Below are 12330 nucleotides of genomic sequence, written 5' to 3'. Positions count from 1 at the left end.
TGAATAAGCCGGCGATGCCGGCTTTTTCGTATCTATTGCAAAGGATTTCCACTGTCATGACCCAACCCCTTGCCTTGACTGTCGAAGCTGGCCTGCAGGCCGAGCAGGATCTGCTGGCGCTGGTGTGTGCTGGCGAGCAGGAGTTTGGGCTGCTGTTCTGGCAGCCCAGCGATCGGGCGCTGGTGATGCCTCGGCGCTTGAGTCGCCTGCCGGGGTTCGAGCAGGCCTGCCAGGCGTCGGCGGCCAACGGCTGGCCGGTGCTGCTGCGGGAAACCGGCGGTGAGCCGGTGCCGCAATCGGCAGCCACGGTGAATATTGCGCTGGTTTATGCGCCACCGCGCAGCGAGGGGGATCAGGGGCGGATCGAAACGGCCTATCGGCGTCTGTGCCAGCCGATTTGCGATCTGCTCAGTGAGCTGGGAGGCAATCCGTCGTTGGGGGAGGTGGACGGCGCCTTTTGCGATGGACGTTTCAACGTCAATCTGGAGGGGCGCAAGATGGTCGGTACAGCCCAGCGCTGGCGTCAGAGCAAAGGCGGACAGCGCCCGGTGGGGCTGGTACACGGTGCCCTGCTGTTGGATAACGAGCGCGACTCCATGGTGGGGGCGGTCAATACCTTCAATCAGGCTTGCGGCCTGGAGCAGCGTTGCCGGGCTGAAAGCCACATCGCCCTGCATGAGGCATTTACCGCAGAGAATGCCGTGGCCCGGCTGGACAGCCTGTACCGGCAGATGCTCAAGAGCTTTCTGCCGGGTTAGCGGGTGCCGAACACCACCATGGTCTTGCCTTTGACGTGAACCAGGTTGCGTTCCTCAAGATCCTTGAGGACGCGGCCGACCATTTCTCGGGAGCAGCCGACTATCCGGCCGATCTCCTGACGGGTGATCTTGATCTGCATGCCGTCAGGGTGGGTCATGGCATCCGGTTGCTTGCACAGCTCCAGCAGGCAGCGGGCAACCCGTCCGGTCACGTCGAAGAACGCCAGGTCGCCGACCTTGCGCGTGGTATTGCGCAGGCGCTGGGCAATCTGCCCGCTGAGGACGTAGAGAATGTCCGGGTCGTTCTGCGACAACTCGCGAAACTTGATGTAGCTGATCTCGGCAACTTCGCATTCCACTTTGGCCCGTACCCAGGCGCTGCGCTGCTGTTCGTGCCCGGCCTCTTCGAAAAGCCCCAGTTCACCGAAGAAATCCCCGGCGTTGAGGTAGGCGATGATCATCTCCCGGCCATCGTCGTCCTCGATGAGGATGGTCACCGAGCCCTTGATGATGAAATACAGGCTGTCGGACACATCACCGGCGCAGATGATGTTGCTCTTGGCCTGATACCGGCGGCGTTGACAGTGCATCAGCAACTTGTCGAGATTTTTGATCCTGGGGGTGGGGGCAATAGCAACCATGGTTGTATCCCGAGAAGACTGCACGGTATGAGGTGATTTTTATGGGCGTAAAACGAGGACGTTGAACGCTGGCTAAGCGCCAGTCATTTGGCGTCAGCTTAACAGACACATCCTTGACGGATTTAAGATTTTTCTTAGTGAAGATCGGTAATCTGCTGTGAACATGCAAAGCGCAGCCCGGGCAAAACCCTGTGCTAAGCTGGCGACCCTTTTTTTACAGTGGAGTCTTGGCGATGAAGGCACGCATCCAATGGGCTGGCGAAGCCATGTTCCTCGGTGAGTCGGGCAGTGGCCACGTTGTGGTGATGGACGGTCCGCCAGAAGCCGGTGGACGCAACCTGGGTGTTCGCCCCATGGAGATGCTCCTGCTCGGTGTGGGTGGTTGCAGCAATTTCGACGTGGTCAGCATCCTGAAGAAGTCGCGCCAGGCGGTTGAAAGCTGTGAGGCCTTTCTTGAAGCCGAGCGTGCAACCGAGGACCCGAAGGTCTTCACCAAGATTCACATGCATTTCGTGGTCAAGGGGCGTGGGCTGAAGGAGGCTCAGGTCAAGCGGGCCATCGAACTGTCCGCCGAGAAGTATTGCTCGGCTTCGATCATGCTCGGGGCTGCTGGCGTGGCCATTACCCACGATTACGAAATCGTCGAGTTGGGTTGAGCCGGGACGCAGTTCGTCGGCAAAGGAAAAGGGCGCCTCAAGAGCGCCCTTTTTTGTGTTCGGTACTGGCCGGGATCAGATCCGATAGGTGCTCTTGGTCATGACCTTGGCCAACAGGCTCATGCCGAACTTCACCGGTGCCGGGAAGCGGAAGCCGCCCGCTTCGAGAGCGGTTTCTGCGTGGTGCTCTTCGTCGATGCGCATCTGCTCCAGGATGGCCCGGGACTTTTCGTCTTCTGCCGGTAGTTGTTCCAGGTGTTCGTTCAGGTGCTTGCAGACCTGGTCTTCGGTGGCGGCGACGAACCCCAGGCTGACTTTGTCGCTGATCAGGCCGGCGGCGGCGCCGATGCCGAATGACAGGCCGTAGAACAACGGGTTGAGAACGCTCGGGTGGCTGCCCAGTTGGCGGATGCGCTGTTCGCACCAGGCCAGGTGGTCGATTTCCTCTTCGGCGGCATGCTCCATGGCCTGGCGTACCTGGGGCAGTTTGGCGGTCAGGGCCTGGCCCTGGTAGAGCGCCTGGGCGCAGACTTCCCCGGTGTGATTGATACGCATCAGGCCGGCGACGTGCCGGGTATCCTCGTCACTCATCTGCGCTTCCGGCTGAACTATGGCCGGTGACGGGCGATAAGGTTGGCCGCTGAAAGGCAGCAGCGTACGCATTGCCATGTCGGCTTGCAGCAGCAGACGGTCAATCGGCGAGTAGTGACGTTGGGTAGTCATGCTTATCTCCGGGAAGAATCACGGCGGCCAGTTTACTCCAATCGACAAGGTGAAAACTGCGCTGGATCAGCGCACCCTCGCCTGGGAGTGGGCGAGAGGGCGCGGCACATGAGTGTTAGCAGGGCAATCAGCCCGGAGGCCAGTTCATCTGACGCTGACCCAGTACGTGCATATGAATGTGGTAGACGGTCTGACCGCCCAGCTCATTGCAGTTCATCACCACCCGGAAGCCGTCCTCGCAACCTTGTTCCTTGGCCAGGCGCTGGGCGGTGAACAGGATGTGTCCGGCCAGGGTTTTGTCGTCCTCGGTGAGGTCGTTGAGGGTGCGAATGGGCTTCTTCGGTATGACCAGGAAGTGCACCGGTGCTTGCGGAGCAATATCGTGGAAGGCCAGAACCTGGTCGTCCTCGTAGATGATCTTCGCGGGTATTTCTCTGTTGATGATCTTGGTGAACAGAGTATCCACAGCTGTTTCTCCATTGGGTTGGTCCGGGGTGAGTGTACTCAGGCTCACAATGTGCGCCCAGTCCGAACATCTAACGTGGGCAATAGGCCCGATTGAAGTAACCGACGATCTTGCGGGTCAGCCAGCGAGAGCCCAGGCGGCTGCTGAAGGCCATCCAGCGGTTCAAGCGGCCGGGGATGATGATGGCACGGTTCTTTTCCAGGGCCCGGACTGCGTACAACGCGACTTCTTCGGGGCTCATGAGCAACTTGCTGTCCTTGAGTTTCTGGGTGTCCATCTGGGCGGTGCGGAAGAATGCGGTGCGGGTGGGGCCAGGGCACAGCACCGAGACCTTGACCGCGCATTTTTTCAGCTCTTCGCGCAGCCCTTCGGAAAAGTGCAGAACATAGGCCTTGCTGGCGTAGTAGGTACTCATCCAGGGGCCGGGATAGAAGGCCGCTACCGAGGCGACGTTGAGTATCTGTCCTCCACCCAGCAGGGCCATGCTGTTGCCCAAGGCGTGGCAAAGGCGGGTCAGCGCGAGGATGTTGACCTCGATCAGGTCTTGTTCGGTCATCCAGTCCTGGGCCAGGAAAGGGCCGCTGGTACCGATCCCGGCGCAGTTGACCAGCAGATCGATCTGGCGGTCGCCTTCCTCCAGTTCCAGCAGGAAGCCGGACAGTCGCAGAGGCTCTCCCAGATCGCAGGCCCGGAACAATACTTCGACGCCGAAGCGTTGGGTCAGCTCCAGGGCGATGCATTCCAGCTGATCACGCTGGCGGGCCACGAGAATCAGGTTGCGGCCACGCCGGGCCAGTCCTTCGGCAAGGGCCAGGCCTATGCCGCTGGAAGCACCAGTGATCAGAGCGTAACGGGTCATGCATTTCTCCATCGCAACGGCCAGCGGCCTGCGACAGGAAGGGTCGCAGGCTGGGGCGCGTTTATTCTTGCTCGGATTCTACAGGGGCGGCGATGTCCGCTGGTTCAGCATCTTCATCGGCGCTGCTGGAATCGATGGTTTCGCTGTAGCTGGTTTCGCTGTAGCTGTCTTCCAGGGAGCTCAGGCCGCCGGCCACCACACCCACGATCAGGACGGCGATCAAGACTACCCACATCCAGGACAGGACCTTGACGGCGGTGGTGTTGGGTGGAGGTGGCGCGCCGTAGCGGTTGGCCACGTTGCTGCCCGGGCTGACCATCAGCACCAGCGGGAACACGCTGCCGACGATAGGGACGAAGTTCAGCAGCCACAGCCAGCCCGACCAACCGAGGTCGTGCAGGCGCTGCACGCTGATCTGGATGCTGACGACGATGAAGCCGATGAAGACCACTGCCCCACCAGTAATTCCAAGGACAGTGAGCAGTGTGGAGTTGAACATTGCGGCGGACAGGATGCCGAAGAAGGCACCCACACCGATCACTGCCAGCATGGCCACCGTCAGGACCAGGGTCCAGGCCAGATAGCGCAGGCGACCGATGCGGCCTTCGAAACTGAAGACATTGAGTGTGGCGTATTGGGGGAGGGCATCGCCCACCGCCGCTTGCGGGGGCGCATAGGGCGACGCGCTGATGCTGGCGGCCGTGGGCGTGGGGGTTACTGCATCGAGGTTCAACTGCAACGAGGGCTCGGATTCGATGCGGGCATCGATCCCGGTGTTCTTCAACGCTTCCAGGTAGCGCTGGGCATCGGCCTGAGTCAGGTCGCGCTTGAGTTCCACCTGTTGGCCACTGAACAGGCGTTCCACGGCAGCGACGTCACTTTTGAACAGTTCGGCCAGGTTCAGTTGGGCGGTGGATTTTTCCACGCCGGGCAGCAATGTGCCGTCGAAAACAATCTTGTAGCGGGTCTCGCTCATGGGGGCATCCCTGTCGCTTGAAAAGAAGGCTTACATAAAAGGCCGACAGTTTAAGGCCAGTGCCCCCCGGCTGGCCAAAAAACAATGAGAACTGGTTAGCGTGGCCAGCGTTTAATGAGTTGCGCCGAGCGTTCCTGAGCGGCCTGATATTCGCTGTCCAGGCGGGCAATCAGTTGATCGACGCTGGGCAGGTCGTTGATCTCACCGACGCCCTGGCCGGCAGACCACACGGTTTTCCAGGCCTTGGCTTCGTCGCTGATGGGTTTGAGCTTGGAGCCGAAATTGACTTCGCCTTTACCTTGCAGGGCTGCCAGGTCGAAACCAGCGTTTTCCAGGCTCTGGCGCATGAAGCTGGCAGGGACCCCGGAGACGGCGGCAGTGTGCACGATATCCGCAGCGCGAGAGTTGAGCAGCATCTCTTTATAGGCGTCCGGTGCATGGCTTTCGGTGGTGCCGATAAAACGGGTGCCCAGATAGGCCAGGTCGGCGCCAAGCAGCTGTGCGGCGAGAATCTCGTGACCGCGGTTCAGGCAGCCGGCCAGCAACAGGGTCTTGTCGAAGAACTGGCGAATCTCGGCAATAAGGGAGAACGGGCTCCAGGTTCCGGCATGTCCGCCAGCCCCTGCCGCTACAGCGATCAGTCCGTCGACTCCGGCCTCTGCAGCTTTCTCCGCATGCCGGCGGGTGGTCACGTCATGGAATACCAGCCCGCCATAGCTGTGTACGGCGTCTACCACTTCCTTGACCGCGCCCAGGCTGGTGATGACGATCGGCACCTGGTGTTCGATGCAGATCTGTAAATCCGCCTGTAGACGCGGGTTGCTGTTGTGCACGATCAGGTTCACTGCGTAGGGGGCAGGGTTCTCCAATTTGGCCAACCCTGCTTCGATCTCCTCTAGCCAGGCCTTGAAGCCACTGCTTTCACGCTGGTTGAGGGCAGGGAAGCTGCCTACCACGCCATTGCGACAGCAGGCCAGAACCAGTTCAGGGTTGGAGATCAGGAACATTGGCGCCGCCACCAGAGGCAGGCGCAGGCGTTGTTCGAGCAGAGCGGGCAGTGACATTGGAGTACCCCCAGTGGAAGCGACTAGTAAGAGTTAGAACGGCCGTACAACGACCAAAATTACAATAGCCAGCAATATCAGGACCGGTACTTCATTGAACCAGCGATAAAAGACATGGCTGCGGGTGTTTTCGCCACGGGCAAAACGTTTCACTTGAGCGCCGCACATGTGGTGGTACCCGATCAGGATCACCACCAGGGTCAGTTTGGCGTGCATCCAGCCACCCTGGCCGAAGTAGGCGCTGGGATTGAGGCTGATCAACCAGATGCCAAAGATCAGCGCGGCGATCATTGCCGGCCCCATGATGAAGCGATACAGCTTGCGCTCCATGAGGCAGAAGCGCTCACGGCTGACGCTGTCTTCGCTTTGAGCGTGATAGACGAACAGGCGCGGCAGGTAGAAAAGGCCGGCAAACCAGCAGACCACACTGACGATGTGAAAGGCTTTGAGCCATAGATAGAGCATTTTTAGTTATTCCCAGGTTCACGGTGGCGAAGATAGTAGAGGGTAGAGCGGCCGCACGTCACCTTGACGGTTGTCGCAGGGGCGCGCCACCCCTATTATCGGCAGCTTTCCAGTGGGTTCGTTGAGGGCAGGTTTATGGTCAAGGTCGGTATTGTCGGCGGCACGGGTTACACCGGTGTCGAACTGCTGCGTCTGTTGGCACAGCATCCGCAGGCGCGAGTGGAAGTCATCACTTCGCGATCCGAGGCGGGCCTGGCCGTAGCCGACATGTACCCGAACCTGCGCGGTCACTATGACGGCCTGGCTTTCAGTGTGCCGGATATCAAGACGCTGGGTGCCTGTGATGTGGTGTTCTTCGCAACGCCCCACGGTGTAGCCCATGCACTGGCCGGCGAGTTGCTGGCGGCTGGGACCAAGGTCATCGATTTGTCGGCGGACTTCCGTCTGCAGGATGCCGATGAGTGGGCCAAATGGTACGGTCAGCCCCACGGCGCACCTGAGCTGCTGGATGAGGCGGTCTACGGACTACCGGAAGTCAACCGTGAGCAAATAAAGAAGGCTCGTCTGATTGCCGTTCCCGGGTGCTATCCAACGGCCACCCAGCTGGGCTTCCTGCCATTGCTGGAGGCCGGTCTTGCCGACACTACGCAGTTGATCGCTGACTGCAAGTCCGGTGTCAGTGGAGCAGGCCGTGGTGCCAGCGTTGGTTCGCTGTACTCGGAAACCTCCGAGAGCATGAAGGCCTATGCAGTCAAAGGGCATCGTCACTTGCCGGAAATACGCCAGGGGCTGCGTCGGGCGGCAGGCAAGGACGTCGGCCTGACCTTTGTGCCGCATCTGACGCCAATGATTCGCGGCATTCACTCGACGCTCTACGCGACCGTGGTGGACCGCTCGGTTGATCTGCAAGCGCTGTTTGAGAAGCGTTATGCCAACGAGCCTTTCGTTGATGTGATGCCGGCGGGCAGTCATCCTGAGACTCGCAGTGTGCGTGGTGCCAACGTATGTCGGATTGCCGTGCACCGGCCACAGGATGGTGATCTGGTGGTGGTGCTGTCGGTCATCGACAATCTGGTCAAGGGGGCTTCCGGCCAGGCGGTGCAAAACCTCAATATTCTGTTCGGCTTGGACGAGCGCCTGGGGCTGTCCCACGCTGGCATGCTGCCTTAAGGTCGGTTTAGAGGTGAACAGAAAGGCCCGTCTGACGGGCCTTTCTGCGTTCTGCGGGCAACTGGATGACTATTGATATACCGTAACAATAGTTGACCGCTTTTCTGGGAGAAGCGGATAATGCGCGTCATTACGCAGTATGGCGGCTTAACGCCGGGAGATAGTCAGCATGAGCGTTGAATCCTTCACCCCCACGGCTTTGCAATTCACTCAAGGTGCAGCGCACAAGGTGAAGACCCTGGTCGACGAAGAGGGTAATGATCGCTTGAAGCTGCGCGTATTCGTTACGGGCGGCGGTTGTTCGGGGTTCCAGTACGGTTTCACTTTCGATGAGGAAGTGGCCGAGGACGACACCATCGTCGAGCGCGAAGGCGTAAGCCTGGTGGTCGACCCGATGAGTTTCCAATACCTGGCCGGTGCTGAAGTGGACTACCAGGAAGGTCTGGAAGGTTCGCGGTTCGTGATCAAGAACCCCAATGCCACCACTACTTGTGGTTGCGGGTCCTCGTTCTCGATCTGATCAGTCGGCAAAAGCCAGATAGCAAAACGCCGCAGTGTCTAACGACTCTGCGGCGTTTTGCTATCTGGCGTTCAAGCCGGGTAGATAGCGCCCAGTACACGCAGGCCGCGGGCGCCTGTGACGCTGGGCCGGTTGGCGGCGATGCCTTCCAGGCAGCAATGGGCCAGCCAGGCGAAGGCCATGGCTTCTACCCAGTCGGGGTCCACGCCATAAATGGCGGTACTGTTGACCTGTGTCCCGGGTAGTAGCGCGCTGAGGCGCCGCATCAATGTGCCGTTATGGGCGCCGCCGCCACAAACCAAAAGCTCCTGGGTGCCGACTTGTGCAGTCTGCAACGAGTCGACGATGGTCAGTGCCGTCAGTTCCAGCAGGGTGGCCTGTACATTTTCTGCGGGGATGGCGGGATGCTGGGCCAGATGCTGATTCAGCCACTGGAGGTTGAATACCTCGCGCCCCGTGCTCTTGGGTCCTTGAGTGGCGAAGAAGGGATCGCTGAGCAGGGTCTTCAGAAGAGCCTGGTCAAGCTGGCCGCTGGCCGCCCATTGGCCGTTGCGGTCGAAGGTTTCAGCCCGTTGAGTCTGTATCCATGCATCGAGCAGCACGTTGCCGGGGCCGCAATCAAAGCCGGCGACCGGTTTGGCGGTTTCGATCAGGCTCAGGTTGCTGAAGCCGCCGACGTTCAGAACGGCGCGCTTTCCGGAGCGCTGCTCGAACAGGGCTTCGTGGAAGGCGGGGACCAGAGGGGCGCCTTGGCCGCCGGCAGCCACGTCGCGACTGCGGAAGTCGCTGATAACGGTGATACCGGTGAGTTCTGTGAGCAATGCTGGGTTGCCGATCTGCACGGTAAATCCGCGGCTTGGCTCATGGCGCACGGTCTGCCCGTGGCTGCCTATCGCGCGAATGTCTTGAGGCTGGAGTTGTTGTTGCTGCAGAAGGCTGTGGATGCCCAGGGCAGCCAGCTTGACCCAGTGTTGCTGGGCCATGGCGGAACGGGCGATCTCGTCAGGGCCGCTGGCGCACAAACTCAGGAGTTCGGCGCGCAGGGTCTCTGGCATGGGGATGTAGTGGGTAGCGATCAATCTGATCGCCGGGCTCTGCTCGATCAGGGCAATGTCCAGGCCGTCGAGGCTGGTTCCGGACATTACTCCTATGTAGAGCGCCATGGCTCAGCGCTTGCTCGAGGCCAGCATGGTGGCCTTTTCCTGGTCCATCCGAGCCATAAGAGGCTGGCTCTGTTGCAGGAAGCGAGCTCGCTCGGCCTTGGCAATAGGGTCAGCCATCGGCAGTTTCTGGCCCAGAGGGTCTACGTGGACGCCGTTGACCTGGAACTCGTAGTGCAAGTGAGGGCCGGTAGACAGGCCTGTGGTGCCGATATACCCAATGACCTGACCCTGTTTCACGGAGCCGCCGGTCTTGACGCCCTTGGCAAAGCCTTGCATGTGGCCATACAGGGTCCTGTAGGTGTTGCCGTGCTGAATGATCACGGTGTTGCCGTAACCACCGCGGCGGCCCGCCAGCAGAACCTTTCCGTCACCGGCAGCCTTGATCGGCGTGCCTCGTGGGGCGGCGTAGTCGACGCCCTTGTGAGCGCGGATCTTGTTCAGAATCGGGTGTTTACGACCCATGGAGAAGCGCGAGCTGATACGGGCAAAGTCCACTGGCGTACGGATGAACGCTTTGCGCATGCTATTGCCGTCGGCGGTGTAGTAGCTGCTGGAACCCTGTTTGTTGGTGTAGCGCACGGCGGTGTAGGTCTTGCCGCGATTGGTGAAGCGTGCAGAAAGGATATTGCCGGTACCGACCACTTTGCCGTTGGCTACTTTCTGTTCGTAGATGACGTCAAACTCGTCACCCTGGTGAATATCCTGCGCGAAGTCGATGTCGTAGCCGAAAATGTTGGCCATATCCATGGTCAGGCTATGAGACAGGCCGGCACGTGCCGCGGACTGTGAAAGCGAACTATTGATGACGCCATGTACATAAGCTGAGCGGACTACTGGTTTAGTGATCACTCGGTTGAAGGTAAAGCCTTTGGGGCCCTTGGTCAGAGTGATGGTTTCCAGATCACTGACTTTAGTGTGCAGGTTGCTCAGTTGGCCGTCTTGAGTCAGTTCGAACTCAAGCTTTTGGCCGTGTTTTAGCTGGGAAAACTGCTTTGCTTGCTTGTCGCTTGCCAGGACTTCGTGAACAGATGTAGCTGGCAGGCCAACCTTCTCGAAGAGTGTGGACAAGGTATCGCCCTTGGCCACTATCACTTCTCTATGGCCTGGGGCTTTTTGCTCTTCCGTGACAGCGGTTGTTGGTGCAGCTTCAGCAGTCTCCGGGGGTGCTTCGGCGGCGTTGTCGATCTGTGCGAAAGGAGAGGCGACGCTTTCGCTTGTGGCTTGTTCGACGGAGGCGGCGTCTTGATCTTGTGTCAGCTGCTCGACCGGACTTTCCAGGTCAAGGCTTAGTGTCGTTTTTTTGGCTTCTACATCACTGGAAGGGAATACCAGTAGTGCCAAGCTTAGAAGGGCTGCGATGCCACTTGCGGCGAGCAGGTGGCTCTTCGGATAAAGCGGTGGCGCTTTAGACGGTTCGGTGGTCATAGGTAATTTGACTTTGAAAAGATGAAATGGAAAAGATGAATGACATGATGAAGATGAAATAACTGTATAAAATATAACCAAATCATCTGTGACGCAAGCTCGCGGACGCTCTGCTGCGTGAATGCCCCCGTACGCCGGGCAAAACTTGTAATTAGTCCGTGATCTTGTATGGTTGGTTCCCTTTTGAATCTGAGCCTTGCGGGTCTGTTATGAAGTCGGTTGAAGAGCAGCTAGCGCTGATCAAACGTGGTGCGGAAGAGTTGTTGGTCGAGTCCGAGTTGATCGAGAAGCTCAAGCGCGGCGAGCCGCTGCGTATTAAAGCTGGCTTCGATCCGACGGCTCCGGATCTGCATCTCGGCCACACCGTGCTTATTAATAAGCTGCGTCAGTTCCAGGATCTTGGTCACCAGGTGATCTTCCTGATTGGCGACTTCACCGGGATGATCGGTGATCCGAGTGGCAAAAGCGCTACTCGTCCGCCGCTGACTCGCGAGCAGGTTCTTGATAATGCAGAGACCTACAAGAGTCAGGTTTTCAAGATTCTTGATCCTGCTAAGACTGAAGTCGCATTCAACTCTACTTGGATGGACAAGATGGGGCCGGCGGACTTCATTCGTCTGACTTCCCAGTACACCGTTGCGCGCATGCTTGAGCGGGATGACTTCGACAAGCGCTATTCGACCAATCAGCCGATTGCCATTCACGAGTTCTTGTATCCGCTGGTGCAGGGCTATGACTCGGTCGCTCTGCGCGCTGATGTCGAGTTGGGTGGTACCGATCAGAAGTTCAATCTGTTGATGGGTCGTGAGCTGCAGCGTGGTTATGGTCAAGAGGCTCAGTGCATTTTGACTATGCCTCTGCTTGAGGGGTTGGATGGCGTTAAGAAGATGTCCAAGTCCTTGGGTAACTATGTAGGCATTCAGGAAGCTCCAGGGGTTATGTATGGCAAGCTGGTCTCTATTCCTGATGCGCTGATGTGGCGTTACTTCGAGCTGCTTAGCTTTCGCTCGATGGATGAGATCAATGCATTCAAGGCTGATGTTGAAGCGGGCGCCAACCCGCGTGATATCAAGATCAAGCTGGCAGAGGAGATCGTTGCGCGCTTCCATGGTGACGAGGCGGCCGCAAATGCCCATCGTGGCGCGGGCAACCGTATGAAGGATGGCGAGCTGCCGGAGGATCTGCCGGAAGTTGAGTTGGTCGCTGCTGAGGATATGCCGATTGCAGCTGTCCTTAATAAGGCTGGGCTTGTGAAGAACGCGGCAGTGGCACGGGATCTTCTAGGTTCGGGTGGTGTGCGGGTAGGGGGGGAGGTTGTTGATCGTTCCTTTATATGTGCGGTGGGTTCGACCTACGTGTGTCAGGCCGGCAAGAAGGCATTTGCACGTATTACGCTTAAATCTGAATAAAATCGAAAATAGGTGTTGACGGCGAATTATATCTC

At 58.8% G+C, this 12330-nt stretch carries 14 protein-coding genes; 5 read left to right on the top strand and 9 right to left on the bottom strand.

Going from position 1 to position 12330, the window contains the following annotated elements:
* The first annotated feature begins 56 nt into the window (after positions 1 to 56).
* Positions 57 to 758, top strand: a complete 702-nt coding sequence (locus Q8O96_RS14850; protein ID WP_110594498.1) for a lipoate--protein ligase family protein — start codon at positions 57 to 59, stop codon at positions 756 to 758.
* Here Q8O96_RS14850 and crp read toward each other — a convergent pair.
* A complete protein-coding gene (gene crp / locus Q8O96_RS14845) occupies positions 755 to 1399 on the bottom strand; it encodes a cAMP-activated global transcriptional regulator CRP (protein ID WP_102861900.1) in 645 nt (214 codons plus the stop codon). The genes Q8O96_RS14850 and crp overlap by 4 nt on opposite strands.
* 233 nt (positions 1400 to 1632) lie before the next feature.
* Between crp and Q8O96_RS14840 the strand changes: the two genes are divergently transcribed.
* Complete coding sequence (locus tag Q8O96_RS14840; RefSeq protein WP_020295492.1) at positions 1633 to 2055, top strand: OsmC family protein; 423 nt, start codon at positions 1633 to 1635, stop codon at positions 2053 to 2055.
* A 75-nt stretch (positions 2056 to 2130) separates the two neighbouring features.
* On the opposite strand, the gene coq7 is transcribed toward Q8O96_RS14840, so the two are convergent.
* The 6 genes from coq7 to hemJ all read right to left on the bottom strand — a co-directional run bounded on the left by coq7 (position 2131) and on the right by hemJ (position 6608).
* Positions 2131 to 2778 carry a 2-polyprenyl-3-methyl-6-methoxy-1,4-benzoquinone monooxygenase gene (gene coq7, locus Q8O96_RS14835; protein ID WP_011063796.1) on the bottom strand — a complete coding sequence of 216 codons (648 nt, stop codon included), beginning with the start codon at positions 2776 to 2778 and terminating at the stop codon, positions 2131 to 2133.
* Positions 2779 to 2905: 127 nt separating this feature from the next.
* Entirely contained in the window at positions 2906 to 3244 is a 339-nt protein-coding gene (locus tag Q8O96_RS14830) for a histidine triad nucleotide-binding protein (protein WP_011063795.1), read from the bottom strand.
* A gap of 70 nt (positions 3245 to 3314) precedes the next feature.
* On the bottom strand, positions 3315 to 4103 hold the full coding sequence (locus Q8O96_RS14825) for an SDR family oxidoreductase (protein WP_305949030.1): 789 nt from the start codon (positions 4101 to 4103) through the stop codon (positions 3315 to 3317).
* Between the two features lie 61 nt (positions 4104 to 4164).
* On the bottom strand, positions 4165 to 5079 hold the full coding sequence (locus Q8O96_RS14820; protein WP_115581053.1) for a DUF805 domain-containing protein: 915 nt from the start codon (positions 5077 to 5079) through the stop codon (positions 4165 to 4167).
* Positions 5080 to 5174: 95 nt separating this feature from the next.
* Complete coding sequence (locus Q8O96_RS14815; protein WP_102861897.1) at positions 5175 to 6143, bottom strand: nitronate monooxygenase family protein; 969 nt, start codon at positions 6141 to 6143, stop codon at positions 5175 to 5177.
* Positions 6144 to 6176: 33 nt separating this feature from the next.
* A complete protein-coding gene (hemJ, locus tag Q8O96_RS14810) occupies positions 6177 to 6608 on the bottom strand; it encodes a protoporphyrinogen oxidase HemJ (RefSeq protein ID WP_102881024.1) in 432 nt (143 codons plus the stop codon).
* Positions 6609 to 6743: 135 nt separating this feature from the next.
* On the opposite strand from hemJ, the gene argC reads away from it, so the two are divergent.
* Positions 6744 to 7778 (top strand): N-acetyl-gamma-glutamyl-phosphate reductase, encoded by a 1035-nt coding sequence (argC, locus tag Q8O96_RS14805; protein WP_102881023.1) that lies wholly within the window; start codon positions 6744 to 6746, stop codon positions 7776 to 7778.
* A 169-nt stretch (positions 7779 to 7947) separates the two neighbouring features.
* Positions 7948 to 8298: an iron-sulfur cluster insertion protein ErpA gene (gene erpA / locus Q8O96_RS14800; RefSeq protein WP_011063789.1), complete on the top strand. Its 351-nt coding sequence runs from the start codon at positions 7948 to 7950 to the stop codon at positions 8296 to 8298.
* A 71-nt stretch (positions 8299 to 8369) separates the two neighbouring features.
* Here erpA and Q8O96_RS14795 read toward each other — a convergent pair whose 3' ends face one another.
* Both Q8O96_RS14795 and Q8O96_RS14790 read right to left on the bottom strand, forming a co-directional pair.
* Complete coding sequence (locus tag Q8O96_RS14795; protein ID WP_305949029.1) at positions 8370 to 9461, bottom strand: anhydro-N-acetylmuramic acid kinase; 1092 nt, start codon at positions 9459 to 9461, stop codon at positions 8370 to 8372.
* 3 nt (positions 9462 to 9464) lie between these two features.
* The gene (locus Q8O96_RS14790) at positions 9465 to 10886 is read right to left on the bottom strand and encodes a peptidoglycan DD-metalloendopeptidase family protein (protein ID WP_305949028.1); all 1422 of its coding nucleotides are present in this window, start codon (positions 10884 to 10886) and stop codon (positions 9465 to 9467) included.
* A 209-nt stretch (positions 10887 to 11095) separates the two neighbouring features.
* Between Q8O96_RS14790 and tyrS the strand changes: the two genes are divergently transcribed.
* Positions 11096 to 12295 carry a tyrosine--tRNA ligase gene (gene tyrS / locus Q8O96_RS14785; RefSeq protein WP_102861892.1) on the top strand — a complete coding sequence of 400 codons (1200 nt, stop codon included), beginning with the start codon at positions 11096 to 11098 and terminating at the stop codon, positions 12293 to 12295.
* Positions 12296 to 12330: the final 35 nt, after the last annotated feature.

Source organism: Pseudomonas sp. LPH60, from assembly GCF_030718165.1.
Lineage (GTDB): Bacteria > Pseudomonadota > Gammaproteobacteria > Pseudomonadales > Pseudomonadaceae > Aquipseudomonas > Aquipseudomonas danubii.
This window is presented reverse-complemented; position numbering and strand designations above follow the sequence as displayed.